General features: G+C 59.0%; 29 protein-coding genes. 13 read left to right on the top strand and 16 right to left on the bottom strand.

From position 1 onward, the window contains the following. Positions 1-499 precede the first annotated feature (499 nt). Positions 500-2,827 (bottom strand): heavy metal translocating P-type ATPase, encoded by a 2,328-nt coding sequence (locus tag DSM14862_RS21530; RefSeq protein WP_007120877.1) that lies wholly within the window; start codon positions 2,825-2,827, stop codon positions 500-502. Between the two features lie 216 nt (positions 2,828-3,043). Between DSM14862_RS21530 and DSM14862_RS21525 the strand changes: the two genes are divergently transcribed. Both DSM14862_RS21525 and DSM14862_RS21520 read left to right on the top strand, forming a co-directional pair. Then, complete coding sequence (locus DSM14862_RS21525; RefSeq protein ID WP_243254688.1) at positions 3,044-5,395, top strand: heavy metal translocating P-type ATPase; 2,352 nt, start codon at positions 3,044-3,046, stop codon at positions 5,393-5,395. A gap of 61 nt (positions 5,396-5,456) precedes the next feature. Continuing rightward, entirely contained in the window at positions 5,457-5,957 is a 501-nt protein-coding gene (locus DSM14862_RS21520) for a L,D-transpeptidase family protein (RefSeq protein ID WP_040701851.1), read from the top strand. 30 nt (positions 5,958-5,987) lie between these two features. Here DSM14862_RS21520 and DSM14862_RS21515 read toward each other — a convergent pair whose 3' ends face one another. From DSM14862_RS21515 to DSM14862_RS21465, 11 genes are all read right to left on the bottom strand, one after another. Then, positions 5,988-6,152, bottom strand: coding sequence for a hypothetical protein (locus tag DSM14862_RS21515; RefSeq protein ID WP_007120874.1), 165 nt, complete (start codon positions 6,150-6,152; stop codon positions 5,988-5,990). Next, positions 6,149-7,684 carry an apolipoprotein N-acyltransferase gene (gene lnt, locus DSM14862_RS21510; protein ID WP_007120873.1) on the bottom strand — a complete coding sequence of 512 codons (1,536 nt, stop codon included), beginning with the start codon at positions 7,682-7,684 and terminating at the stop codon, positions 6,149-6,151. Before lnt ends, DSM14862_RS21515 begins: the two co-directional genes overlap by 4 nt. A gap of 6 nt (positions 7,685-7,690) precedes the next feature. After that, positions 7,691-8,167: a signal peptidase II gene (gene lspA, locus DSM14862_RS21505; protein WP_007120872.1), complete on the bottom strand. Its 477-nt coding sequence runs from the start codon at positions 8,165-8,167 to the stop codon at positions 7,691-7,693. A gap of 3 nt (positions 8,168-8,170) precedes the next feature. Then, positions 8,171-8,953 carry a ZIP family metal transporter gene (locus DSM14862_RS21500; RefSeq protein WP_040701850.1) on the bottom strand — a complete coding sequence of 261 codons (783 nt, stop codon included), beginning with the start codon at positions 8,951-8,953 and terminating at the stop codon, positions 8,171-8,173. A gap of 10 nt (positions 8,954-8,963) precedes the next feature. Further along, complete coding sequence (locus DSM14862_RS21495) at positions 8,964-9,416, bottom strand: DUF411 domain-containing protein (RefSeq protein WP_007120870.1); 453 nt, start codon at positions 9,414-9,416, stop codon at positions 8,964-8,966. Between the two features lie 20 nt (positions 9,417-9,436). Continuing rightward, positions 9,437-10,786, bottom strand: a complete 1,350-nt coding sequence (locus DSM14862_RS21490; RefSeq protein WP_243254687.1) for a M23 family metallopeptidase — start codon at positions 10,784-10,786, stop codon at positions 9,437-9,439. After that, the gene (locus DSM14862_RS21485; RefSeq protein ID WP_007120867.1) at positions 10,783-11,406 is read right to left on the bottom strand and encodes an SCO family protein; all 624 of its coding nucleotides are present in this window, start codon (positions 11,404-11,406) and stop codon (positions 10,783-10,785) included. Before DSM14862_RS21485 ends, DSM14862_RS21490 begins: the two co-directional genes overlap by 4 nt. Before the next feature lie 8 nt (positions 11,407-11,414). After that, positions 11,415-11,846: a copper chaperone PCu(A)C gene (locus DSM14862_RS21480; protein ID WP_050770452.1), complete on the bottom strand. Its 432-nt coding sequence runs from the start codon at positions 11,844-11,846 to the stop codon at positions 11,415-11,417. A 70-nt stretch (positions 11,847-11,916) separates the two neighbouring features. Then, the gene (locus tag DSM14862_RS21475) at positions 11,917-12,579 is read right to left on the bottom strand and encodes a DsbA family protein (RefSeq protein ID WP_007120865.1); all 663 of its coding nucleotides are present in this window, start codon (positions 12,577-12,579) and stop codon (positions 11,917-11,919) included. Further along, positions 12,576-13,019 (bottom strand): disulfide bond formation protein B, encoded by a 444-nt coding sequence (locus DSM14862_RS21470; RefSeq protein ID WP_007120864.1) that lies wholly within the window; start codon positions 13,017-13,019, stop codon positions 12,576-12,578. The genes DSM14862_RS21475 and DSM14862_RS21470 overlap by 4 nt, the downstream gene beginning before the upstream one ends. Beyond that, positions 13,016-13,624, bottom strand: a complete 609-nt coding sequence (locus DSM14862_RS21465; protein ID WP_040701839.1) for an SCO family protein — start codon at positions 13,622-13,624, stop codon at positions 13,016-13,018. The genes DSM14862_RS21470 and DSM14862_RS21465 overlap by 4 nt, the downstream gene beginning before the upstream one ends. Positions 13,625-13,802: 178 nt before the next feature. Between DSM14862_RS21465 and DSM14862_RS21460 the strand changes: the two genes are divergently transcribed. From DSM14862_RS21460 to DSM14862_RS21430, 7 genes are all read left to right on the top strand, one after another. After that, positions 13,803-14,231: a MerR family transcriptional regulator gene (locus DSM14862_RS21460; protein WP_243254686.1), complete on the top strand. Its 429-nt coding sequence runs from the start codon at positions 13,803-13,805 to the stop codon at positions 14,229-14,231. Then, the gene (locus DSM14862_RS21455) at positions 14,228-14,554 is read left to right on the top strand and encodes a YnfA family protein (RefSeq protein ID WP_090270124.1); all 327 of its coding nucleotides are present in this window, start codon (positions 14,228-14,230) and stop codon (positions 14,552-14,554) included. Before DSM14862_RS21460 ends, DSM14862_RS21455 begins: the two co-directional genes overlap by 4 nt. 113 nt (positions 14,555-14,667) lie before the next feature. After that, a complete protein-coding gene (locus DSM14862_RS21450; RefSeq protein WP_024099354.1) occupies positions 14,668-15,285 on the top strand; it encodes a cation transporter in 618 nt (205 codons plus the stop codon). 86 nt (positions 15,286-15,371) lie between these two features. Next, positions 15,372-16,142: a transglutaminase-like domain-containing protein gene (locus tag DSM14862_RS21445; RefSeq protein ID WP_007121395.1), complete on the top strand. Its 771-nt coding sequence runs from the start codon at positions 15,372-15,374 to the stop codon at positions 16,140-16,142. Beyond that, on the top strand, positions 16,132-17,040 hold the full coding sequence (locus tag DSM14862_RS21440; protein WP_007121394.1) for a cation diffusion facilitator family transporter: 909 nt from the start codon (positions 16,132-16,134) through the stop codon (positions 17,038-17,040). The genes DSM14862_RS21445 and DSM14862_RS21440 overlap by 11 nt, the downstream gene beginning before the upstream one ends. Beyond that, entirely contained in the window at positions 17,033-17,590 is a 558-nt protein-coding gene (locus tag DSM14862_RS21435) for a methyltransferase family protein (protein WP_007121393.1), read from the top strand. Before DSM14862_RS21440 ends, DSM14862_RS21435 begins: the two co-directional genes overlap by 8 nt. A 198-nt stretch (positions 17,591-17,788) precedes the next feature. Beyond that, positions 17,789-18,289 carry a L,D-transpeptidase gene (locus DSM14862_RS21430; RefSeq protein ID WP_007121392.1) on the top strand — a complete coding sequence of 167 codons (501 nt, stop codon included), beginning with the start codon at positions 17,789-17,791 and terminating at the stop codon, positions 18,287-18,289. Between the two features lie 370 nt (positions 18,290-18,659). On the opposite strand, the gene DSM14862_RS21420 is transcribed toward DSM14862_RS21430, so the two are convergent. Further along, positions 18,660-19,325, bottom strand: a complete 666-nt coding sequence (locus DSM14862_RS21420; RefSeq protein WP_040652264.1) for a L,D-transpeptidase — start codon at positions 19,323-19,325, stop codon at positions 18,660-18,662. A 294-nt stretch (positions 19,326-19,619) separates the two neighbouring features. Here DSM14862_RS21420 and DSM14862_RS21415 point away from each other — a divergent pair, with 294 nt between their 5' ends. Further along, on the top strand, positions 19,620-20,621 hold the full coding sequence (locus tag DSM14862_RS21415; protein ID WP_243254694.1) for an IS30 family transposase: 1,002 nt from the start codon (positions 19,620-19,622) through the stop codon (positions 20,619-20,621). 104 nt (positions 20,622-20,725) lie between these two features. Continuing rightward, positions 20,726-21,481 (top strand): hypothetical protein, encoded by a 756-nt coding sequence (locus DSM14862_RS21410; protein WP_243254693.1) that lies wholly within the window; start codon positions 20,726-20,728, stop codon positions 21,479-21,481. Positions 21,482-21,601: 120 nt separating this feature from the next. Here DSM14862_RS21410 and DSM14862_RS21920 read toward each other — a convergent pair whose 3' ends face one another. The 3 genes from DSM14862_RS21920 to DSM14862_RS21915 form a co-directional block, all read right to left on the bottom strand. Further along, positions 21,602-21,829: a hypothetical protein gene (locus DSM14862_RS21920; RefSeq protein WP_007120687.1), complete on the bottom strand. Its 228-nt coding sequence runs from the start codon at positions 21,827-21,829 to the stop codon at positions 21,602-21,604. 169 nt (positions 21,830-21,998) lie between these two features. After that, positions 21,999-22,256, bottom strand: coding sequence for a helix-turn-helix domain-containing protein (locus DSM14862_RS21405; RefSeq protein ID WP_007120686.1), 258 nt, complete (start codon positions 22,254-22,256; stop codon positions 21,999-22,001). 124 nt (positions 22,257-22,380) lie between these two features. Beyond that, complete coding sequence (locus DSM14862_RS21915; protein ID WP_007120685.1) at positions 22,381-22,641, bottom strand: hypothetical protein; 261 nt, start codon at positions 22,639-22,641, stop codon at positions 22,381-22,383. Positions 22,642-22,842: 201 nt separating this feature from the next. Between DSM14862_RS21915 and DSM14862_RS21400 the strand changes: the two genes are divergently transcribed. After that, a complete protein-coding gene (locus DSM14862_RS21400; RefSeq protein WP_007120684.1) occupies positions 22,843-23,211 on the top strand; it encodes a hypothetical protein in 369 nt (122 codons plus the stop codon). Between the two features lie 43 nt (positions 23,212-23,254). Beyond that, entirely contained in the window at positions 23,255-23,875 is a 621-nt protein-coding gene (locus tag DSM14862_RS21395; RefSeq protein WP_040701729.1) for a lytic transglycosylase domain-containing protein, read from the top strand. Positions 23,876-23,905 lie beyond the last annotated feature (30 nt).

Raw genomic sequence — 23,905 nt, 5'->3', positions numbered from 1 at the left:
AACGCCAGCCATCGTATCAACCCTGAGTCTATACGTTACATCGGCGCGTGGATTTTGGTGCGAAAGACACCTGACCCGTCATGCCTTTGGCGGTCTTTGAAGCTCAATGTCCGCATGTTGTCGGTGCGCTGCCGCCTCGGCCCGTGAGAACTCTGCGTTTCCGGGGCTCGGCAAGCTCGCTAGAGTTGCTCGTTCCAGCCCCAGCACAATCGGGGCTACCCGAAATTGCATCGTCGAAATGCAAGCAGCATCGCATTCCGGCATGTCCGGGCAGTCATCTGGACAGCAATCGCTTTGCATGACCATCGAAGACCCTGAATCCACGCTTGAAATGGACGCATGACTGATTTGCGCCAGAACAACGCCAATCAAAAGAGTAAGCACAAAAAGGCGCGTTTTGAGTATCATCGGTCAGCTATGTTGGATTTCTGACAGACCAGCAATACACGTTTTGCTGAAATGGATAATTGACCTACTTCACGTTCAAAACGCGGACCCGCTAAAGCTTCAATCGCCTCAGCCTGAGAGCGTTTGCGATGACCGAGACTGAAGAAAGGCTCATCGCGGCTGCGGCGATCATTGGTGACATTAATAGGCCGAAGACCGGGTAGAGGACCCCTGCCGCGATTGGAACACCGAGCGTGTTATAGGCAAACGCCCAGAACAGGTTCTGGCGAATGTTGCGGATCGTCGCCACCGCCAGTGTCCGCGCCTTGACGATGCCGTTCAGATCCCCGCGCAACAGCGTGATGCCCGCACTTTCAACCGCCACGTCCGCGCCCGTACCCATGGCAAGGCCGACGTCCGCTGCGGCCAGGGCTGGCGCGTCGTTGACACCATCACCCGCCATCGCGACCTTTCTGCCTTCGGCGTGCAGCTCGTCGACCAGCGCCTTCTTATCTTCCGGCAGAACGCCGGCCCGAACCTCGTCGATTCCAAGCCGCTGCGCCACGGCGCTGGCGGTGCGTTCGTTGTCACCTGTCGCCATGATGATCCGCAGACCTGCCTCGTGCAGTACCTTGATGGCTTCGGCAGTCGACTCCTTGATCGGGTCGGCCACTGCGACGATGCCGGACAGCTTACCTTCAATGGCTACGAACATGGCGGTCTTACCCTCGGCCCGTAGAACATCTGCCGCTTCCTCCGCCGTAGATGTGTCGAGAGACATGTCGCGCATCATTGCGGTATTTCCAAGTGCGACAGCCCGCCCCAAGACAGTTCCGCGCACGCCTTTTCCGGTCACCGCCTCGAAGTTTTCGGCATTGCCGACCTTGATGCCCTTCTCCATCGCACCCTCCACGATGGCCTCCGCCAACGGGTGCTCCGAGCTTTTTTCCAGGGCGGCAGCTAGGGTTAGAATGGTTTCCTCGCTTTCGTCGCCCAGAGCGGCCACATCGGTCAGCTTCGGCTTCCCCTCGGTCAGGGTACCCGTCTTGTCCACGATCAGCGTATCGACCTTGGCCATGCGTTCCAGAGCTTCGGCGTCCTTGATCAGCACACCCGCCTGTGCACCGCGCCCCGCGGCCGTCGTGATCGAAATCGGGGTCGCCAGACCCAGAGCACAGGGGCAGGCGATGATCAGCACCGACACCGCCGAGGCAATGGCAAAGACCAGAGCAGGTTCGGGTCCGAAGCTCAGCCACGCGACGAATGCGAGCAGCGCGATCAGGACAACGGTCGGCACGAAGTAGGATGAGACCTTGTCGGCAAGACCCTGAATCGGCGCGCGGGACCTACGCGCGTTCGAAACCATCTCGACGATCTGGCTCAGCATCGTGTCGGCACCCACGCGCGCGGCCTCGATGACAAGGGATCCCTTCTTGTTGATCGTGCCGCCGGTGACGGTATCGCCGGGACCTTTTTCGACCGGCAGGGGTTCGCCGGTGATCATGCTCTCGTCGATGGACGACGTACCGTCCATGACCGTGGCGTCGACGGGGATCGCGTCGCCTGGGCGGACCCGCAGACGATCCCCCTCAACGATGTTTTCCAGCGGCGCGTCATACTCTGTGCCGTCGGGCAGGATACGTCGCGCAGTTTTCGGGGCCAGGTCGAGTAGTGCCCGAATGGCATCGCCGGTCCGTTCCCGCGCCCTCAGCTCCAGAACCTGCCCAACAAAAATCAGGGTGATGATGACAACGGCGGCCTCAAAGTAGGTGCCGACCCCCGCGCCCATCCGGTAGACCTCCGGAAACACGCCCGGAAGGAACGTAGCCACCAGCGAATAGATGTAGGCCGCACCGACACCGATGGAGATCAGTGTCCACATGTTGGGCGAGCGGTTCACGATCGACGCCCATCCCCGCTCGAAGAAGGGTTTCGCCGCCCATAGGACGATTGGTGTCGCCAACGCGAACTCGACATAGGTCGCCAGTTGATGCCCGATCCAGTCTCGGACGGGCAGACCGACCAACTCACCCATGGTTAGGATGACCAGGGGAACGGCCGCGGCGGCACTGATCCACATGCGGCGGGTGAAGTCGGTCAGTTCCTCACTGGGTTCATCCGACGGTAACATCGGTTCAAGCGCCATGCCACAGATCGGGCAAGATCCGGGTTCATCACGTACGATTTCAGGGTGCATCGGGCATGTATACTGCGCGCCTGCTTGTGAGGTCATGCGACGATCCGATGCCTTGCCAGAGGCGTAGTAAACTGGATCAGCCTTGAACTTGGTGTGGCACCTGTCGGAGCAGAAATAGAAAATTTCACCGTCATAGTCTGCACGGCGTGCGTCCGGAGAAATTGTGACGGACATGCCGCACACCGGATCCACGGCATGATCCGACGACCGCTCTGACGCATCCTTGCCTACTATCTGATCCATTTCCCAGCCTTTCAAAAACTACACTGGGTCCGCAAATAGTGCTTCCCGTAGATGGAAGGTCAAGTCCAATCGCCTCGCTGTCGCGCCCGAACAGTTCAGAGGAGGTACAGTGCTGATTGTGATGGCCTTAAGCACAGAACATCCCAAGAAACTTCTTGAACCTCTAGCAACTGAAGCTCCTATCTTTGGCTCAACGCTTATTCTCAGAGGTTTCCCATGTCCCACCACGGTCCAGACACGCATCCGCACGGTCATCAGGATGATCGCAAAGACACAAAGGCTTGCTGCGGCCAGACGGCCGAAGACACCGCGCAGGTGGCAGCACCTCCACCATCCTCCGGACGCAGTTTTCGCGTTAACGGGCTGGATTGTGCGGAAGAGGTCGCGATCCTGAACAAGGTCGTCGGGCCGGAAGTCGGCGGCAGCGAGCATCTGGCCTTCGATGTGATCAACGGGCGCATGACCATCCTCAAAAGCGCCAAACCGCTCAGCGACGATAAGATCATCAAGATCGTCGGGTCGACTGGGATGAGCGCGAAGATGTGGGATGCTGAAAGCGCCGAAGCGGACCAGGCGGCCCATTTCGCACGTCAACGCCTCTTCACCGGGCTCAGCGGCGGCTTCTGGGCCGCGGGGTTCCTTTACCACATCGTCGAGACGGGGGCGGGCGGCGCGCTGCGGCTCTTCTCCGGTCATGGCGAGACGTCTATGCCTCTGGTCGAGATGGGGCTGTTCATGCTGGCGGTGGTGTTCGGAGCCTGGCTGGTCGCCCCCAAAGCATGGTCCGCCGCGCGTAGATTTTCGCCTGACATGAATTTGCTGATGATCGTCGCCGTGGCCGGGGCGATCGGTCTGGGCGAGTTTTTCGAGGCGGCAACGGTCGCATTCTTCTTTGCTCTGTCCCTCGCTCTCGAATCCTGGAGCGTGGGGCGTGCGCGCAACGCGGTCTCGGCCCTGTTGGACCTAGCACCACCCACGGCGCGCGTCATTCGTGACGACGGATCGGAGACCGATGTTCCTGCGGCTCAGGTTGCGATCGGTGACCGCTTCGTGGTGCGCGGCGGAGACCGTATCCCGCTCGACGGAGAGGTGACCGAGGGTCGCGGCGATGTTGATCAGGCTCCGATTACCGGGGAAAGTGCTCTTGTGGCAAAGGAAACTGGCGATGAAGTGTATGCCGGAACGATCAACGGCGACGGCACACTGACGGTCAGGGCCACCAAGGCCGCAGGCGATACCGTGCTCTCGAAAATCATCCGTATGGTAGGCGACGCTCATTCGCGCCGCGCCGAGGTTGAACAGTGGGTCACAAAGTTCGCCCGCATCTACACGCCTATTGTCATGGTGCTGGCGGTTCTAATCGCCGTCGTTCCACCGCTGCTGTTCGCGGGGGCATGGAATTATTGGTTCTACAATGCACTGGTTCTCCTGGTAATCGCTTGCCCCTGTGCGCTCGTGATTTCTACGCCGGTCTCCATCGTCGCTTCGCTCGCGGCCTCGGCACGCAATGGCGTGCTGATCAAGGGCGGTGCCTATGTGGAGGCGCCGTCACGCCTGACAGCTCTGGCAATGGACAAGACCGGGACGATCACCATGGGAGAACCGGAGGTCGCGGGTCTGCATCCCTTGGGCGGCACGGCCGAGCGCGACCTTCTGAGCGCCGCTGTCGCGCTGGAAGCCCGCTCTTCGCATCCTCTCGCGCGGGCCATCCTGGTGCGCGGCGAACGCGATGGGCTGAAGCAGTCGGCGGCTACCGACACCCAAACGGTGCCGGGCCGCGGTGTCGAGGGAACCTGGGAGGGTCAGCCCGTCTGGCTCGGTTCGGATCGATTTGCGACCGAGAAGGGGCTTGGCGAAGCGATCCCCCGCGACCTGCTGGAACGGATCGAAGGGGCTGGCAGCACACTCGTGGCCGTAGGCTCCGGAAGCCGCCTGCTGGGCCTGATCGAACTGCGCGACCGTATCCGCCCGGATGCGAAGGGGGTCGTGGCGCGTCTGCATGCCCAAGGCGTGCAAAAGATCATCATGCTGACCGGCGACAATGAACGCACGGCGCGCGCCGTGGCGGCGGAAGTCGGCATCGATGAGGTTCGCGCAGAACTGCTGCCAGAAGACAAGGTGGCGGCAATCGAAGAACTGGTTGCCAGTTACGATGTCGTGGCAATGATCGGAGATGGTGTGAATGACGCACCTGCCATGGCGCGGGCGCATTTCGCCATCGCCATGGGTGCGGTCGGATCGGACGCCGCTATTGAGACAGCCGATATCGCGTTGATGACGGACGATATCGCCAAGGTGCCATGGCTGATCGGGCATTCACGCCGGACCATGGGCATCATTCATCAGAATATAGGCATCGCACTGGCGACCAAGGCACTGTTCGTCGGGCTGACGGCGTTCGGCATGGCGACTATGTGGGGGGCCATCGCTGCGGATGTTGGCGTTTCGCTGCTGGTCGTCGCCAACGCGCTCAGGCTGCTCCGGGCCACGACGGATCGGCCAGACCCGTCAGGGGGTGAGAAAATCGGGGAAAAGATGGCGCAGGGAGCCCTGGCACACGGCCATTGATTGATCAGGCATGCCGACACCGATATGAATGGGCACATAGAAAGATAGAGCGGACGACATGATGAAAACGACACGTAGAACTGCGCTATTGGGTGGACTGGCACTCGGCCTTGCGGGATGCGCCAGCAAGTTCCGGACCTACGACGGGCCCGCAGTCACCCGGTTGCAGATGTTCAAAAGTGACCGGAACCTGTTCCTGTTCAACAATACCTCGGTCCTGAAAGCCTACCGGATCGATCTCGGTTTTGCGGCGGAGGGGCCCAAGCAATTCGAGGGTGATGGAAAAACGCCCGAGGGAACCTATACAGTCGACCGCCGCAATCCCGACAGTCTGTTCCATCTCTCCATCGGCATCTCCTATCCGAACGAGGCCGATATCGCCTATGCCGCTGCACAGGGACAAGAGCCGGGCGGCGACATTTTCATCCATGGCGGGCCACGACCCGGTATCGACGCGATCAAACCAGACTGGACGGCGGGTTGCATCGCGGTGTCGGACCGCGAGATTGAGGATATCTACGCGATGGTGCGGGACGGGACGCCAATCGACATATTCGCATAGCATAGCATCGTACCGGCCTTGGCTGGCGGTTCATAGAACCCGTGCGAGAAAGATCGAGGCGAACAACGCCAGGAGTCCGAATGCGATCGCGGAACTCGTCGCGTATTGGGCGATGTCCAGCCTGTTGCCGCCACGCTTCTTGGCGAGATATCCGCCCCATGCGGCGCCGACCAATGCTCCGAAGATCACGATCATGGTGCCTTTTCCTTTCCAATAGTCAACCCAATGGCACCCGCGATGCACGCTGCCAAAACGAGCAGGAACATCATCTGCCCGTATTTCGCGAATGGCGTGGCCGGGAGCGCAACTGGCAAGCGGGCGTCCAGCACGCCGGTCTCATCGAGCCCGAGGCGGGCGACGATCCGGCCGTACCCATCGATAACTGCTGAAATGCCCGTGTTGGCCGCGCGAACCAAGGGCAGCCCCTCTTCGACCGCGCGCATCCTGGCAGAGGCCAGATGTTGCCGGGGACCGAGAGACGCACCGAACCAAGCGTCATTGGTGGCGTTGAATATCCAGTCCGGACGCGAAGCGGCGTCTACGACACGTCCCGGAAAAATGGCCTCGTAGCAGATCGAAAGGCCGACCGGAGATAAACCGGGTAGCTCAACGGTCTGGGGGCCGGGACCGGGCGTGAAGTCCCCAAGCCCTGCGGTCAGTCGCTGGATCGGAAGAAAACTCCGCAGGGGAACGTATTCCCCGAACGGCACGAGGTGATGCTTGGCGTATCGCGTGACGATCTGTCCGGTCTGATCGACTGCGAGGATCGAATTTCTGTAGCGTGTGCCAGTGCCGTCCGACTCGCGCGTCTGTGCACCGGTCAGAAGAACGCGGCCCTCAGGCAGACGTTCTGCAATTCGACCCAACATTTCAGGATTCTCATCAAGATAACCGGGAAATGCACTTTCAGGCCAGAGAAGGACGTCGAAGCTGCCAGACTGCGCAGACAGGTCCAGATAGCGGGATATGTTCCGTTCGCGGAACGCGGGGTCCCATTTCTCCGTCTGAGGAATGTTTCCCTGAACGATCCTGACGGTTGTGTCTGTTGGCGGTGTGGTGGCCATAAGGCGAACCGTACCGAGGGTTCCGGCACCCCCCACCACCGACATGAAAACAAATGCGGCGAACGCATTTTGCCGACGATTCCGCATGAGGAGCGTTACGGGCAGGACCGACAGCAGAACTGTGACGAGGCCAAGTCCGTAGCTGCCAACCCATGCGGCCATTTGGCGTGGAATATCGTAGTCGGCCCATGCATAGGCGATCAGGTTCCAGGGAAAGCCTGTCAGCATGGTGCCGCGCAGCCATTCCGAAACCGACCAGCAGACCGCGAAGATCAATGCGCCGGAGACACCTTTCGTCCTGCTCCATGCGAACGCTGCCATTGCCGCCGCCGGAAACAGCGCAAGGCCGGCGGCCAGTCCAGCCACCGCAGGAACGGCCATCCAGCCGAACCGCTCCGCGTCGACGAAAAAGCTCTCCGCGATCCAGGACAATCCGAACAGGAAGAAGCCAACGCCGAACGCCCATCCGGCAAGTCCGGCCCGCATGCGGCTCTCTCCGACCGTAAGGAGATACAGCGCGCCAAACGCGACGGGCAAAAGCACCGGCATCGAGAATGGTGGCAGAGCGAAAACTGCCAAAGCGCCGAGGCCGAATGCACAGAATGTGAGGATGATACCTGACATTCCGGAAATGCGGAGAACAGTGATGCCGATTGAAATCACCGAGATCTATCTTGAGGTTTCGGACGCAGCGACCTTTTCGCGCCCCGAGAAGATCAGCAAAATCCCGACGCCGCAGACCACGAAGACATCCGCGAGGTTGAACGCTGGCCAATGCACCGTTCCGAGATAGAAATCCAGAAAATCGGTCACCCCTTCAAAGCGAAGACGATCGACGATATTCCCAAGAGCGCCGCCGATCACCATGCCGTAGGCAACCGCCTCGGCTGCCTGCGTTGCCCGGATCAGTGAAACGACGAGGAACAGAACGACGGCGGTGGCGACCAATGCAAGGACCCACCACGGCACATTTTGAAAGAACCCAAAGGTCACCCCGTAGTTGCGGTGGAAGATCAGGTTGAAGCCGGGGAATACAGCGACGCCGGTGGCGAGCGCTTCTGCGTTCGCAAGCACGAACGCCTTCGATGCCTGATCGGCGGCGAGCGCCGCGACAGCTGTACAAATGCCGATGGAACGAGTTGCCATGGATCACCCCAACCAGACATCGAGGAACAGCATGACGACGAGCCCGATCGCGAGCCCGGTCGTCGCCTGCTTCTGGTGGCCGCTGCGATGGGTTTCCGGGATGATCTCGTGGCTGATGACGTAAAGCATCGCGCCCGCCGCAAAAGCCAGACCCCAGGGCAAGAGAGGCTGCGCCACGACGATCATCGCGGCACCAAGAAAGCCCGTGACGGGTTCGACCAAACCAGTCAGTGCTGCGATGCCGAACGCACGGCCCGCCGAGTATCGCTCGCCCAGTAGGGCGACTGCAACGGCCAGCCCTTCAGGCGCATTCTGCAATCCGATCCCGAGAGCGACGGGAAATCCGCCTGTAAAACCGTCGGCACCGAACGCAACGCCGACGGCCAAACCCTCCGGCGCATTGTGGATCGTGATGGCGATGATGAAGAGCCAGACACGGCGCAGCGAGACCGCCTCTGGGCCTTCGCGCCCGCTGCTGAAATGCTCATGCGGGATCATTTCGTTCATCATGGCGACCGCGCCCATGCCCATCAGGATCGCAGCACAGACGATCAGCGCCGGTATCGCGCCATCCCCGTATCGGCCCTCCGCTGCGTCGAGTGCCGGTATAATGAGAGAAAAGAAAGACGCGGCAAGCATGACCCCGGCGGCAAAGCCGAGCGAAATATCGCGCCATTTGCGTGACGGGGTCTTGCCGAGAAGCACGGGCGTCGCCCCGACGGCGGTCATGAGACCGGCGGCCAGGCTGCCTAGAAAGCCCAGTGCGACTGGTGAGAGTGTTGTGATTTGCTCCACTTTAACTCGCCGGATAGGACGAAAAGATCTCAGTGGAGCCGTCGGATTTCACCAGAAAGACATCGTAGGCTTCGGCATCGTCGCCGAAATCCATGCCGGGCGAGCCGATGGGCATGCCGGGCACGGCCAGGCCTATGGCATCGGGACGTTCTTCAAGCAGTCGAGTAATATCGGCTGGCGGAACGTGACCCTCGATGGTGTAGCCTTCGACGGTCGCCGTGTGACAGGAGAACATATCGACGGGAATACCGCGATCCATTTTCAGACGGATCAACGCCCCGCCCATATTCTCACCTTCAGGAGCGAACCCGGCATCGGACAGCTTTTCCATCCAGGCAAGGCAACAACCGCAGCCGCGCGTCTTTCCGACGTGGATAGCGGTCTGGGCGGTTACTGCCGTCGCGGCACCAATCATGAGGGTCGCAGCGGCCAAGGTTTGAAACCTGTTTTTCATCGGAATTCCTTTCAAATCAGTCATGTGTCTTCGCGAAGAAAGGTCGCGAACCGTGTGCGCGTCTCTTCAAGGATTTCAGTGGCATCCGCAGTGTCGAAATTTTCCGCAGAGGCGAGCAATTCCTCCCCGAGCGGATCGATAGGTCGGCCGTCCACGCGCACTTCGTAGTGAAGGTTCGGAGCTGTCGCCGTGCCTGTCTCACCGACCTGGCCAATCGTTTCGCCCGCGACCACGCGGTTTCCGACGGCCAGACCCTCCGGCACAGCGCTGAGGTGCGCATAGCGGGTCATTGTGTCTGACCCGTGCGCGATCTCGACCACCCGGCCATACCCGCTCCGCCATCCGATGAAGGAGACCCGTCCGGGTGCGGTCGCTGCAATCGGTGTCCCCGCAGCGGCGGCATAATCGACACCTGTGTGCATCCGCATATTGCCGTAGATCGGATGCTTGCGCTGCCCGAAGACCGACGACAGTCGTGCGCCTTCCACCGGCGGCGCGACCGTCCGCAGGATTTCACCATTCAAATAGACCGTTGCCCGCCCGCTGTCTTCGGCTGACCAGAGGATTTCGAAGCGGTCGTCGGCCAGATCGAGGGCCGCATAGGAGATTGACGGTTGACCGACCTCTGAACCATCGCGAAGGACGGTCTGACCCCAAAGGATATTCAGGGTCTCTCCGCCTTGAAGATCCCTGCGAAAGTCGACCGTTTCCCCGAGGATTTGTGCGAGATCGACGGCAAAACGGGCCGGGACGCCTGCTCGATCCAGCGAAGCGTAGATCGACCCGTTCACCAGCAACTGGCTCGCACGCTCGACTGTCAACGCGCTCGGCGTTACCGTCCGGCTCGCAATGGTGTCGTCCAGGGTGACTTCGATCCGCACACCGTCATCGACAGCCAACGTCACAACGAATGGCGTGCCGTCCGGGCGAAAGTCGACGCTGAGACGATGGCCCGGTCGAAGGCGGCGCAGGTCGTATTCAACCGTCAGTGCCAGTGCGACTTCGGTCCGTGTTTGCGCATCCATGTCCGCGAGAGAGAGAAGCACGTCCAATGTGTCACCCGCCTCGACCGTCGCCTCCCAAGGCGGCGTGGCGAGGGCCTGAACAAGCGCCATCAGATTATCTGGCTCGGCCCGTTCGAGTGCGGGAAACTCAGGCGGCTGAAAAGCGGCCGGAAGCATATTCGGCATCGTCTCGCCAGATGCGTTGACGCCTGGTCCATCGAGAGGTTCGGGTGGACTGTCCAAGGCTTCCGGAGCCTCGGAAAAGATGTACTCGGGCGGCGCCTCCAGGATCAAAGCCCGGCTCGCTATCGTGCTGACCGCTGCCGCGGCCATTGTCGTTCCCAGAACGATATGTCTCAGTTTCAAGATTCTGCCCTCTCGGTTCTGTTCTGCATCGCGCGCCTTATCTTCGGCACGGCGAATTCGCGTGGTTCGTGATAGTCGATGGTGGTGACGAAGCGACCTGTTGCATCGAACAGGAAAACACCCGCCGTGTGGTTCATCGTATATTCGCCGTTTTCCCCCTCAACCTTCTCATAGGTGGCACGGAAACCATCGGCGATGGCCGCGATCTGGTCTGGCAAGCCCGTCCATCCTTGTATCTGCGGATGGAAATACGAGACATACTCGGCCATGGTCTCGACCGTGTCGCGGTCCGGATCTACGGTGATGAAAACGGTATTCAGGTCTTCGGCATCCGGCCCAATCTCGTCGAGCCATCCGGAAATGTCCGAGAGGGTCGTCGGGCAAACGTCGGGGCAATAGGTGAATCCGAAGAAGACCAGACTCGGCTCGCCGATGAGGGTTTCCGGGCCGACATCCCGACCATCCTGATCCGTCAGGCTGAATTCCATAGCAGTCAGCGGTAGAGACCGCTTGCCCGGCGCGGAGTCAGCGCCAGGCCCATCTACCTGCCACCAGCCGACAAACAGGGCGGCAAAGACCGCCGCCGCTCCGATCGCTGCGATTTTGGCCACCCTCATCATCAGCCGGATCAGCCTTCGGGGCCGCGTGCGCCGATGCCAAGGACCGGGACGGTGATTTCAAGCTCTGTTCCATCGGAAAAGAGCAGGGTCAGCGGAAAGGTCTCCCCCTCGACGAGCGGAGATTGCAGTTGCATCAGCATGGCGTGATATCCGCCGGGTTCAAGGGCGAACATACCCCCGGGCGGGATCACGATATCGTCCGCCGGAGCCATGCTGCTGACGCCGTCAGAATTGGTTCTGGTTTCGTGGATCGAAGCCATGCCGGAGATCTCCGCGCGAAGACCGATAAGGGAGATCGGGTCGCTGCCCTCGTTCCGAACGGTCAGATAGGCCCCGCCGGGCCGCGACGTTCCAAGGCTCGAACGCGCCCAAGGGTTCTCGACCACAATAGATGCGTTGTCTGACATCTGCTGCGCTGAGGATGCCATTGGCAAGCCCATCAGAAGTGCGACAGACAGGCTCTGGATTGCCTTTGCGAAGGTTTTGAACACGTTGATTCTCCTGTTCGTTCTAATTGGTTGCCAAAGCCTCGACTTCGGCTTGGACGAGCGACAAAAGCTGCTCCGCACCGAACTCTGGCAAAGGCTTACCGTTGACGAAGAACGTCGGTGTGCCCTGGATTCCGACAGCTTCGACGTCGGCCCGGTCCTGATTGAGGACGCCGACGATGCTGGGTGACCTGATCTGGTCCGCCGCCGCCGCAGTATCCAGACCCGCCGCTCCGGCGATCTCCATGATCCGCTCTGCCGCAGGCGCGCCATGGGAGGCCCAGGCAGGCTGATTTTCAAGCAGCGCTTCCAGCACGGGAACAAAAACGTCCTGCAACCGGGCCGCTTCCAGCACCTTGATTGCCAGCTCGGACCCCTCGCCGTGGAACGGAGTGTAGCGCATGACGACGCGCACATCGTCGGGGTATTGCGTCAGTATCTGCTTCACGATGGGATGGAAGGCGCGGCAGGCCTCGCAGGCTGGGTCGAAGAACTCCACGATGGTCACTGGCGCATCCTCACGCCCGAGTATGGGAGAATAGGACCGAACAAGACGATCCTGTTGTTCCAGCGGAGCGGCTGTCGCCACCGGGGTCGGATCGGGGCGCGATACGAACCAGGCACCAGCCACGAAAACGGCCAGTACCAGAGTGAGTATCGCGAGCAGAAGTGTCTTTCGGTTCATATTGATATCCGTCGAAGTTGAATGAGAAGGACAAGGATTGCCCCGAACGTCAGCAGGGAGAGCAGAGGGATTGGCAGGCCAAGGATCAGCATCGCGTCATCGGTGCAGGATGGCCCGGACGCCGTGCAGGGGACGATCGGCGCCGGCACGATCCCTGCGTAAAGCAGGGAATGGTAAAGGGCGACGGCACCACCCAGAACCGCGAGCGGCGCGGCATAGCGCCAGATCGAGAGGTCGGCGCGCCACGCCGCCACCCCGAGGATGATCGCGAGCGGAAACATGAAGGCACGCTGGAACCAGCACAGATTGCAGGGGGTCTGCCCCAGAACCTCTCCGATGAAGAGCACGGCAAGCGACGCGGACAAGGCGACGAACCATGCCGCGAAGAGGAAAGCCACCGGGCTCGCGGCGCTTGGCGTTGCGTCTGGGCTAGCTGTCACGCGCCGATCCTTTCGCGAAGATCAGTAACGATCAGTCCGGGTTCCTCGTCGTATTCGTAGATGCGGACAAATTCGCCTTCCGGATCGAAGAGAAGGAAGGACGACGTATGCCCCATCGTATAGCCGTCGGGCGCCGAGGCTTCCTCGATCTTCTGGTAGTAGATCTTGAAGGTCTCGGCAGTGCGTTCGATTTGGTCCGGCGGTCCGCTCAACCCAAGGATTCCCTGACCAAACTGGGGAACGTAGTTGGCCAGAGCGCTTGGCGTATCCCTTTCAGGGTCGACCGTGATGAACAGGGGCTGGACGGCGGAACCTTGGGTGCCGAGCTCGTCCATGACCTGCGCGATGGTTGCGAGCCCCATGGGACACACGTCGGGGCAGTTCGCAAATCCGAAAAAGACGAGCATCCAGCGTCCCCGGAAATCCTCGTCGGTCTGCACCATACCGGTATGGTCCGTCAGCTCAAAATCCGCAGTGAAACTCTCGGCCTCAGGATCAACACGCGCGGCGACCGGTCCCTGATTGCGTTCAGTCATCCAAAGCGTGGCTGACACCGCCGCAGTGACAACCACTGCCGACCAGAGAACTATCCGGACCTTCTTCATTGCTTGCGCTACCCACCTGTTCAGTTCGTCTGTGCGCGGGATACAAGCTACAGCAGATAGAGGTTCAAGCGAAAAGTTACTTTTTGTTGTCCGAAGTCACGCTGATGTGAAACCTTTGTCTTTTCAATGGAGTTGGCTCTTCAGTAAGCTACAGTCTTTGTAGATTGAAGGATCGCACATGCTGGCAATTGGAACACTCTCGCGGAGAACCGGAACCAAGGTTCAGACGATCCGCTACTACGAACAAATCGGTTTGATGAACGAGGCCGGAAGGACCGCAGGCGGCCAGCGCCGGTACTTTGAAAAGGACCTCGACCGGCTGGCTTTCATCCGGCACTCACGCCAGCTCGGATTTTCGCTCGACTCCATCCGGGAGCTGCTGGACCTCTCGGACAACCCGTCCCAATCCTGCGCGGAGGCGGATTCGATCGCGCGTCGGCAACTCCACCAAGTCGAACAGCGGATCAAGCGTCTGCAAGCGCTTAAGAAGGAATTGAAACGCATGGTCGCCGAGTGCGACGGTGACAGCGTTGCGGAGTGCAAGGTTCTGGAGGTCCTTCGAGACCATGCGGAATGTCTCACCGAGCACGACGAGATTGGGGCTTGAACGCCGCAATTGCCTATCCGCTGGCTGCTGTCGCGGAGATCAGCGGGTGTTTCGCCATCTGGGCGTGGTGGCGTCTTGGGGCATCACCGCTCTGGCTCGCACCCGGCATAATCGCGCTCGCGCTTTTCGGCTGGTTGCTGGCGCAGGTCGAAACCAGCGCAGCGGGCCGCGCTTTCGCAGCCTATGGCGGCATCTACATCGGGGCCTCCATGCTCTGGATGTGGTTCGTCGAGGGCGAGCGACCTGACAGATGGGACTTCATAGGGACGTCCATCTGTTTGATCGGTGCCGCGATTATTCTTTCGGTGCCCAGAGGGACGTAAATAAGCTATTTTGGATCTATAGTCGCTAGAGGTTCTATATATCTTTTTGACAGCTTCATCCGAAGAGGGCGTTTCTGCCCCCTTTCTTAGAAATCGGAAGGTTTGCCAGTTCGATGGTCGAAAGCGAATTCAGCGGGAAGAATGAAAAAGAGCGCCAGACGCTCTGGATTGTTCTCGGTCTCAATCTCGCAATCGCTGCGGGGTTCTTCGCCACGGGAGCTATCGGCGATTCCAGCGCCCTGATCGCCAATGGTCTCGACAACACATCCGACAGCCTCGTCTATGGCATCAGCCTTCTGGCCTTGTCCCGGTCGTCGAAGTGGAAGCGGGGTGCCGCGAACGTATCCGGCGGATTGCTTCTGATCTTTGCGGTTGGCATTCTGATTGACGCTTGGCGGCGCTATGTCGGCGGTTCCGAACCGCTCGGAACTCTGATGATCGCAATGTCGCTGATCGCTGCGGTCGTCAACCTCGCCTGCATCTGGCTGCTCGGGCGACTGAAGGAACCGGACGTGAACATCCGGGCCGCCAACACCTTCAGCCTCAACGATTTCGCATCGAACGGCGGCATCCTGATCGCGGGCGGTCTCGTTTGGTGGTTGGGCAGCAACTGGCCCGACCTCGTTGTCGGGGTCGCGGTGGCTGGCATCGCGGCGTGGGGCGGCATAGGCATCCTGCGGGACGCGCATGACGAGCATCACAAGGCAGTTCACAATCACCAACCAGAATAGTCTCTCGCGTCGCCACAAGATAAAGGTTGAAGCTACAGTGACTGTAGAAACTATCATCTTTGTATAGTTGATTCTAGGAAACGCTCATGACCCCTGTTGACCCGCTGCTTTCGTCGACGCCACTCTTGGATGTCAGGCATCCTTCACTTGCCGCTCTGATCGCCGACCGGGGGTGGGGAACCTTGCCGTTGCATGATCGAATTGGTGCAATCTACGACTTCGTGCGAAACGAGATCGACTTTGGCTATAACCGCGCCGACGACATTCCTGCCTCCGAAGTACTCAATGACAGGTATGGACAATGCAACACGAAGGGAACGCTGCTGATGGCGCTTCTACGCGCTGTCGGCGTAAGATGCCGCTTGCACGGGTTCACAATCCACAAAGCGTTGCAACGGGGCGTCGTGCCTGAACTGATCTATCCGATCGCACCCGCAGAAATCCTCCACTCATGGATCGAGGTCGAGACCGAGGCAGAATGGGTCGATCTTGAGGGCTTCATCCTCGACACATCCTTCCTGTTGGCCTTGCAGCGGTCGTTTTCCGAGACTCAGTCCCTATGCGGCTACGGTGCCGGGACCGACTGCTTGAGCGCACCGCCAGTCGGATGGACGGGGGAGAGTACATATATCCAGAAGACCGGCATCGCCCGCGATTTTGGAACATTCGATAATCCTGACATGTTTTATGAGCACCATCGTCAGGCGTTAGGCCCGCTGCGCGACTGGATCTATCGGCACCTCATTCGCCATTGGATGAATGCCCGCGTCAGGGCGATCCGCGCTGGTCGTTTGCCAAGCGTTCCAGGGCTCAGCCGGCCAAACCACGGCCATGAGGAGGCTTCTCGTGCCGCATGATCATGCCCATATGGAGCCTAAAGAAGGCGACCGGCGGGTTGCCATTGCCATCTGGGCAAACGGCCTCCTGACGGTCGCGCAGATTGTCGGCGGGATACTATCCGGCAGCCTCGCGCTGATCGCGGATGCCATCCACAACTTCTCCGACATGGCGTCGCTCGTCATCGCATTCGGCGCGCGCAAGATCGCGCGCCGCCCGGCCGATGCGAAAATGACCTTCGGATATGGCAGGGTCGAGATCGTCGCCGCGCTTATCAATTATACCTCGCTGATCATCATCGGCCTTTATCTGGTCTATGAGGGCGCGATGCGGTTTGTTGATCCGCCCGAAGTCGCGGGTTGGACCGTGGTCATCCTGGGCAGTGTGGCGCTGTTCATCGATACCCTCACCGCGTGGCTGACCTATTCGATGCAGAAAGGCAGCGTGAACATCCGGGCGCTGTTCCTCCACAACCTCAGCGATGCGCTGGCGTCTGTGGCCGTGATCGTCGGTGGCGTTCTAATCCTTCTCTACGATGTCCGCTGGGTTGATCCGGCGATCACCATCGGGATTGCCGCCTATATCCTCTGGCTCGCCTTCAGCGAGATCGGTGGCCCAATCCGCACCCTGATGTTGGGAAGCCCGCCCGATATCGACACGGACAAGGTTATCGCGGCCGTGGAGGACGTGGACGGAGTCGAGGAAGTTCATCACGCACATTTCTGGCAGATGCAGGAGCATCGTGCGGCGCTCGATACCCACGTCGTAATCGCCGAGGACCGCTGGGATGACCTCGAAAACATCAAGACGGCAATCAAGACCCGCCTCGACGAGGAATTCGGGATCGACCACTCAACGCTGGAGTTTGAACGCTCAGCAACCAAACATCGGGACGCCGACAGGTATGGTCATGGGTGACCTCAAAACCGTGGTTCTCGTGCTGGGTTGTGCGGCCAATCTGTTGCTGATCGCGGGTATACTCTGGTCCATGTTCCAACCGGAGCGACGTGTCTGGCCGCCGATTCACTCTACAGGAGCCCACAAGATTGTCGTCTGGGGACTTACGTGCGTCGGCTTCGGATCTGCCATCGTTTTGGGTCTGCTAGAATGGGGTGAGCTCGACTTCCCATGGATCATACGTTGGGGTCTAGGGCTTTGTCTGATCGTTCTGGGCAATGCCGTTGTCTGGTCCGGTGTGATGCAACTTGGAATAGCGGTGACGAGTGGTGATGAAGGCGTTCTGCGGACCCGTGGCCTTTACCGCTTCTCCCGCAATCCTCAATATGTGGCTGACATGGCGATCCTCATCGGGATCGGATTGCTCTCCGCCTCAATCCTCGCGTGGCCGGTGATTATCACCGGCGTCGCGGCATTGATCCTTGCGACCTTCGCCGAAGAGCGCTGGTTGATTGATCGCTATGGGGATGCTTACCGAACCTACCTCCAAAAAACCCGCAGATTTCTTTGATGCCATGACCGAGTTCAATCTCACGGGTTTGTGAGCAGAAACATATTGAAGCTCTAGCGGGTGTAGGTCTTAGAACCGGGAAAAATAACGAGACCAGAGGTTTTCTTGATGAGACGAGCTAACGACAGACCGTTCACACGCCGGACTGCACTCTTTGGTGCAGCAGCAAGTGGGTTGGTTCTCGCGACCAGTAGGGCCATGGCACAGACAAGCGAGGGTCTGGCGGCACCGGCGGTGCGAAGCAATATTTCCGGGTTTAGGGTTGCGTCCTGGCAAGATCATTTTGACAACCTGCGGAATGGCGCGATTCTCTGCGACATTGACTCCCGCGCGGTGCAGTTCTGGTCGGAAGACGAAAACGTCTACAAGCTTTACCCCTCCAGCGTCCCTCTTACGGAGGAGTTGACGCGGCGCGGTTACACCGAAATCGTTCGCAAGGTGGATGGCCCGAGCTGGCGACCTACGCCGTCGATGAAGGAGCGCAATCCCGAATGGCCGGATTTCGTTGGCCCTGGCCCCGACAATCCCCTTGGAACACACGCCCTTTATCTGTCATGGCAGTACTACCGCGTTCACGGCACAGGTGACACGCGCAAGATCGGTCGACAATCGTCGAACGGCTGCATCGGCCTCTACAACGAACATATCGAAGAGTTGTTTGGATTAGCCGAGGTTGGTACTCAGGTTAAGTTGTTCTAAGGGCGGAAATTTTAAATATGCGAATTCATCTTGGCTTACTTCTCCCAGCAGCGTTTTTGTTGGGAGCGTGTTCCGCTTCTATTCCTGGCGGGCCCGACACTGCACAAAACAGACCACTGCCGGAGGCAGTCGTCGCTATGGCCGCAACAGGTCAGGATCTTCAGTCCGCGCGCCTTTTGCCGGAAGACGGCTGCTACTGGTATCTGCACAACAGTCCCGTGGAAGTTACCCTGGTGCCGCTCCGAACACCTCGCGGAAATCCGATTTGTACCGCGCCGGCGGCCTAGCGGGGTTCAGTAATCCGAAGTGCTCCCCGGCTAGGATAAACTCCCGTCACTTTCCCTGACCGATGGTGCTTTGGTACACGGCCTCAGCTTCCCGCAGTGACACTGTCCTCGGCCGAGTAGAGGAAAGCCGTCGAACCAATATCGACGTTGGGATAAAGCTCGTTTATGTGCGCCATGACCATTCTGACGCAGCCGGAACTTGCACGACCGCCAATGCTTCTCGGCTGTGGCGTACCGTGAATGCGGAGATAAGTGTCCCGGTCGCCGAGAAAGAGATAGAGAGCTCGCGACCCAAGCGCATTCTTAGGTCCGGGCTCCATACCGTCGGCGATATCAGCGTAGAGTTCTGGGTCGCGGTCGATCATGTTCTGCGTCGGCTGCCAATGCGGCCATCTGACTTTACGCTTGATCGTGTATGTACCTGGTTCGTATAGATCACCACGAGCAATGGCGACGCCATAGCGCATGGCAGTCCCGCCCTCCTCGATGTGATAAAGGTAGCGCGCAACCGCATCGACATGAATGTCGCCCGGTGTCAGCCCGTCTTTCGCGGCCACCCGGGTCGGGAGAAACCGCGGATGTAAGCCCCAGGGGTTCGAGGTTGCCGGGTCAAAGCCGGGCGGCGTCACCTGTGCGTCCCAGGCAACCTTCTGCGATTCGGTCGGCCAGGTATTTGCCAGCACCGGGCTGGCAACCGGGGCAGAAAAGAGGGCGGCGGTGGTCATCACGAAATGTCGTCTAGTCAGCATACTATACTCTTCCAGCTTTGTCTGGCGAATGCCGTGACACGAGAAACGGCGTTTAATGTACCATAGAACCTCTACCAACTAGAGCTTCAAGGAGTTTCTTTTGACACAGATTGATTGCTCGGCTTCTACATCTTGTCGCGTGGTCGATGGCGATTATTCGAGCACTTAATGTAAATTACAGTCGTGTTTTTACATAACCTGTATTATGGGTGCAATATACTTAGTGTGGCGCGCGCTAGCTTCAAGTGCGACTCTTGTTAGAAAACAGTAGTTTATCTAACGGGAGGAATCGGTATGGGAGCCGTTTACGATCAACTGAGTATCACAGAACGACGCAAGATAGAACGCTGGAGACACGCGAAGGTCCCAGTTGACGAGATGGCGCGCGTTCTGAAGCGCTGCAGATCAACGATATTTCGCGAGCTAAAGCGCAACCATTTCTCGGACGAGAGCATGCCGGGATGCGATGGCTATTACGGTGCTGCTGCCCACCTGATGCAAGCGGAACGTCGTGCTCGAGAGCGCAAGCTGATTAAACATCCTGAGCTGTGTAAACGTGTGATAGAGCGCATCAGGAACGGTTGGACACCCGAGCAGATCAGTAACCGCATGATCCACGAGGGTGCTCCGCTTAGGGTCTGCCAAGAAACCATCTATCGTTACATCTATTCCACAGAAGGTCAGCGCGAAGACCTGTGGTGGTATCTACCGACCCATCGTGTCGCCCGCAGACCACGTCGCACCAGAAGGCGCAGAGAACCCAAATTCCACCGCGATGTCAGCATTCTGTTCCGACCCGATGATGTCGCTCATCGCCGTCAGTTTGGCCATTGGGAAGCTGATTTGATGCTGTTCAAACAAAAGCTTGGCCAGTCCAACGTTACCTCATTGGTTGAGCGCGTCAGCCGCTTCACCGTGATCCTGAAGAACCCGAATAAGCGCACCAAACCGGTCATGGGAAAGATCATGAAGTCTCTCAAAGACCTCCCCCTCGTCGCCCGTCGATCCATTACTTTTGACCGCGGAACCGAGTTTGTCAGTTGGCCGCACCTCCAAGCCGAGATCGGAACCCAGACGTGGTTTTGCGACCCCTCCAGCCCCTGGCAGAAAGGCACAGTCGAGAACACAAACCGACGCCTTCGAAGGTGGCTGCCCCGCAAACGCGACATCCGGCAATGCACAGATCACGATATGAAGGTGATCTGTGATCGCCTCAACAACACGCCGCGCAAGTGCCTTGGATGGAAAACGCCAGCCGAGGTCTTTCGCGAAAAGATGTTGGAGGAAATGCGATGACACCCCTACCCTGAGCTCGACAAGAGTCGCGGTTCAGGTATCGCTCACAGTTGCGTTAGTATATTATTGAAGGTACGATGGTGTCCGACAAAGGGGCCCCTACCATGCGCTTTCAACTCAAGAGACTGTCGCTATGCCTAACCGCAGCAATCACTTTAGCGGCTGGTTGGCTGCCGAGCATCACAAAGGCTCAAACCTACCCAATCGACTGCGCAATCCTCCTCTGTCTGTCCGGGGGTTGGCCCGCTTCCGTGCCTTGCAGCCGTGCCCGCGCCGAGTTCATTCGTCGCATCACGCCATGGCCTGTGGAACCACCACTACAGATTTGGCGCTGTCCTATGGGCGCATCTTATGAGACCGAACGGCATCCGAGCAATGTAGGCCGGATCTTCGAAACCTTGTTTCACGCCAAGGACTATTCGCCCCACCAATCGTTTCCAGGCAATGATGTTGCCGTCCAAACAAAATCAACAAATGCCGTTTGGCGCTCTCCAGAAACCGGAACGGGCGGCATTCCAGCAGACTTCGTGCTTCGCCTTGTTCAGGATCGTGCTGATATCGATATCAGCGGTCCGGAGTTCAATTTTGTGCGGTCCATCCGCGTCTTTGACGTTCGCTATGCCCGCCAGCACGAATCCGGGCGAGATGGGGATTGCAACCTAAGTGCGACCGTGGTCCTCGGCACATATGGGACCCAAGGTGACTTCGCCTGGCAAAGGTCTTCCGTCACTGCCCTTCCTTCGGCTCACGTAGGTCTTGAACGCTGGGGCGAGCATTGCCCTAGCATTTATCACCGATCCGTCTTCGTCGATTGGCGTGACTATGAGGGCAACTACGGGTTCGAGCAGGTGAACTACTGACCTGCCGCCACGTAGATTTGTCTCGGAAGACGGCTCCTTTGGCGTGTACGACCGCACCGCATACGCGTCTCGGTCCACATGCTGTTTGGCGTTTCGGCAAACACTGCGGGTTCGCTCTGTTCACCTGTCGTCGCTTCTTCCGATCCTCGTCAGCGCATCGAAGTCGATTTCTTGCTTCTGTTCGTCACTTATATCCGGCCGGGTTTCCGATACCGGCTGGGGCCCTTGGACGTCCCACATCACCGCATGTGAGCCTGTACTCCAGCGATAAACCCAACCAACAACACTGCACCCATCGGTCCCGATCAGATTGGCGATCGCGACGCCCTCACCCTTATCATCGTTCACTGTTTACTGACTTCCTGCACTGTGGCGCTGCGAAATGCGGCGTGTGGTTGCAGAGTGTTCACTACGACCATGCACCAGCCTTCGTTGATTTTGGCTACCTGGTCCTCGATGAGAGAATGATCATCAGACCGGGAAAATGGGTTCCGGTTTTCTCAACAATTCATTGGCTTTAAATCCTGTGGTCGGGCTCCGTGGCGGATTCAACGATCGCCAGAACCTCGAACGGGTCAAAGCCGATGGCGCGCGCCAGAACGACCAGCTCGACAACGTCGACCCGGCGCTGACCGCTTTCAAGGCGGGCAATGAGGGATTGGTGGCATCTGAGCTTGGTCGCCAATTCATCTTGGCCAAGGCCTGCCTTGATCCGAGCGTCGACCAACGCCTGGCAGAGTGCCACCTGCCCTTTGCTTCTGATTGTCTTTGCCACGCGTCACATACCTTTTGTGACGTCGCTAGCGGATGAAATCTGTTATCTAAAAAGTAGATATATGAGGGTGTTATCGGCGTCTGGTTTCCATGGGCTGCAAGTCTGATGCTCCCGAGGCTGCCCATCAATCCCCTACCAATTGCAGAAATCGGCCATAGTCCTCGCTGACTTCGCGCGCTTCCTCGAAGGCGCGCGCCCGTTCGCCGTCTAGGCAACGGAAGTAGCTCTGGATATCCTGGATGTAATCTTCGAAATCGCCACGGATGATGTCTGCATAGTCCCGCGCTGCCTGCGAATCGCTTGGCAGGAAAGGACGGGCCGGGGCGAAGCAGGATTCTGCGAAACCCGCGCCAGGGACAACCAGGAGTATCGGTACAGCCCGCAATAGGTGTTGGCCTCTCAACCTGCGGTTTCTCAAACCTGTTATCTCCTTGATCGCGGACACTGGCCGTGACTAGTGTTTGCGTAACCAAACTACAGCTAAAGCATGATATTACATCTTGCGGTTGATAGTATACTATCGTAACTCTAGGCTTCAAGTGGGAATGCCTGGGGTCGCGCCATTGGAGAAAGCGTGAGCCGGGCCATGAACTGGGACATCGAAGCACCAAATGTGGTTACGGAAGCCAGGTTCCGCGAGCTCGTGGAAAGCGGCTATAGCGCAGAAATCCTGTGCCAGGAATCAGCACATAAGAAAGGCCCCAGCTATTACGGGGTCTGGATCATGCGCGTTGTCTCTGATGACGGGGTGGAAAAGCTCCTCGTCACCGCCCGCACGCGGACGACCTACAACGATATCAAGATCCGCGAGTTCAAGACGATCTCCGGCGTGGTGTCTTTCTTCATTGGCCTTGGCTTTGCGCATATCGACCTGCCGCTTGAGGCGGGTACAAGCCGCACGCATAAACTCGCCCCGCCAGACAAAGCCCCATCAGACTTGGGCACTGGCAACTAACCTCGTCTGTCTCTGGCTGGTCGCAGCACCTGCCTCAGCGCAAATGGTCCTGATCATGGAGAGCGACGGCTCTCTGACCCCGTCGCGGTCTCAGAGCGGTTTTGCTCGAAACTACAATGACGGCGTTGGTCTGGGATCGGCGTCCGATGGTTTGGCCATTCTTGGTGAGACTGAAGCAGCTTTCGAACTTGACTCGCTGAGGCTTGCGGCACTCGCCCAGCCAGCACCCCTGACCCGCGCAGACGTTCTCTTGGGCATCGAGGCAACAGCCCTGCGCTATGTCGGCCATCCCGGCCTGCGCCGCGCGGGACTGTCCGTCACGGATTGGCTGGCTCTCTACCGGGCCAATATCGAGGTGGAAAGCGCCTACAGGCAGAATGCCGTCTCGAGCGCGGGCGCCATTGGTCTGGGCCAATTGATGCCTGCTACTGCCCGAGATCTCGGTGTGGATCCTCATGAAGCGCTGCAGAACCTCGACGGCTCCGCCCGCTACCTGACAATGATGCTGGAAAGCTTCGGCGATCCGCATTTGGCGCTGGCAGCCTACAACGCCGGGCCGGACGCCGTACGCCAGTACGGTGGCATTCCACCTTACAGAGAAACCCAGAACCACGTGGCCCGCGTCATGGCTGTCGTGGCCCGATTGGAAGGATCAAATTCATGATGTCCCAACCTTTTTGGAAATCATTCCTCA

Source organism: Sulfitobacter indolifex (genome assembly GCF_022788655.1).
Taxonomy (GTDB): domain Bacteria; phylum Pseudomonadota; class Alphaproteobacteria; order Rhodobacterales; family Rhodobacteraceae; genus Sulfitobacter; species Sulfitobacter indolifex.
The sequence above is the reverse complement of the archived record's forward strand: the minus strand, read 5'-3'. Positions and strand labels throughout refer to the sequence as shown.

What these genes read in the sequence shown, in the direction of transcription:
- DSM14862_RS21530 (WP_007120877.1), bottom strand. Translation starts at nt 2,827, where the DNA reads ATGGATCAGATAGTAGGCAAGGATGCGTCAGAGCGGTCGTCGGATCAT.
- DSM14862_RS21525 (WP_243254688.1), top strand. Translation starts at nt 3,044, where the DNA reads ATGTCCCACCACGGTCCAGACACGCATCCGCACGGTCATCAGGATGAT.
- DSM14862_RS21520 (WP_040701851.1), top strand. Translation starts at nt 5,457, where the DNA reads ATGAAAACGACACGTAGAACTGCGCTATTGGGTGGACTGGCACTCGGC.
- DSM14862_RS21515 (WP_007120874.1), bottom strand. Translation starts at nt 6,152, where the DNA reads ATGATCGTGATCTTCGGAGCATTGGTCGGCGCCGCATGGGGCGGATAT.
- lspA (WP_007120872.1), bottom strand. Translation starts at nt 8,167, where the DNA reads ATGGCAACTCGTTCCATCGGCATTTGTACAGCTGTCGCGGCGCTCGCC.
- DSM14862_RS21495 (WP_007120870.1), bottom strand. Translation starts at nt 9,416, where the DNA reads ATGAAAAACAGGTTTCAAACCTTGGCCGCTGCGACCCTCATGATTGGT.
- DSM14862_RS21485 (WP_007120867.1), bottom strand. Translation starts at nt 11,406, where the DNA reads ATGATGAGGGTGGCCAAAATCGCAGCGATCGGAGCGGCGGCGGTCTTT.
- DSM14862_RS21480 (WP_050770452.1), bottom strand. Translation starts at nt 11,846, where the DNA reads ATGGGCTTGCCAATGGCATCCTCAGCGCAGCAGATGTCAGACAACGCA.
- DSM14862_RS21475 (WP_007120865.1), bottom strand. Translation starts at nt 12,579, where the DNA reads ATGAACCGAAAGACACTTCTGCTCGCGATACTCACTCTGGTACTGGCC.
- DSM14862_RS21465 (WP_040701839.1), bottom strand. Translation starts at nt 13,624, where the DNA reads ATGAAGAAGGTCCGGATAGTTCTCTGGTCGGCAGTGGTTGTCACTGCG.
- DSM14862_RS21460 (WP_243254686.1), top strand. Translation starts at nt 13,803, where the DNA reads ATGCTGGCAATTGGAACACTCTCGCGGAGAACCGGAACCAAGGTTCAG.
- DSM14862_RS21450 (WP_024099354.1), top strand. Translation starts at nt 14,668, where the DNA reads ATGGTCGAAAGCGAATTCAGCGGGAAGAATGAAAAAGAGCGCCAGACG.
- DSM14862_RS21445 (WP_007121395.1), top strand. Translation starts at nt 15,372, where the DNA reads ATGACCCCTGTTGACCCGCTGCTTTCGTCGACGCCACTCTTGGATGTC.
- DSM14862_RS21435 (WP_007121393.1), top strand. Translation starts at nt 17,033, where the DNA reads ATGGGTGACCTCAAAACCGTGGTTCTCGTGCTGGGTTGTGCGGCCAAT.
- DSM14862_RS21430 (WP_007121392.1), top strand. Translation starts at nt 17,789, where the DNA reads ATGGCACAGACAAGCGAGGGTCTGGCGGCACCGGCGGTGCGAAGCAAT.
- DSM14862_RS21420 (WP_040652264.1), bottom strand. Translation starts at nt 19,325, where the DNA reads ATGCTGACTAGACGACATTTCGTGATGACCACCGCCGCCCTCTTTTCT.
- DSM14862_RS21415 (WP_243254694.1), top strand. Translation starts at nt 19,620, where the DNA reads ATGGGAGCCGTTTACGATCAACTGAGTATCACAGAACGACGCAAGATA.
- DSM14862_RS21410 (WP_243254693.1), top strand. Translation starts at nt 20,726, where the DNA reads ATGCGCTTTCAACTCAAGAGACTGTCGCTATGCCTAACCGCAGCAATC.
- DSM14862_RS21400 (WP_007120684.1), top strand. Translation starts at nt 22,843, where the DNA reads ATGAACTGGGACATCGAAGCACCAAATGTGGTTACGGAAGCCAGGTTC.
- DSM14862_RS21395 (WP_040701729.1), top strand. Translation starts at nt 23,255, where the DNA reads ATGGTCCTGATCATGGAGAGCGACGGCTCTCTGACCCCGTCGCGGTCT.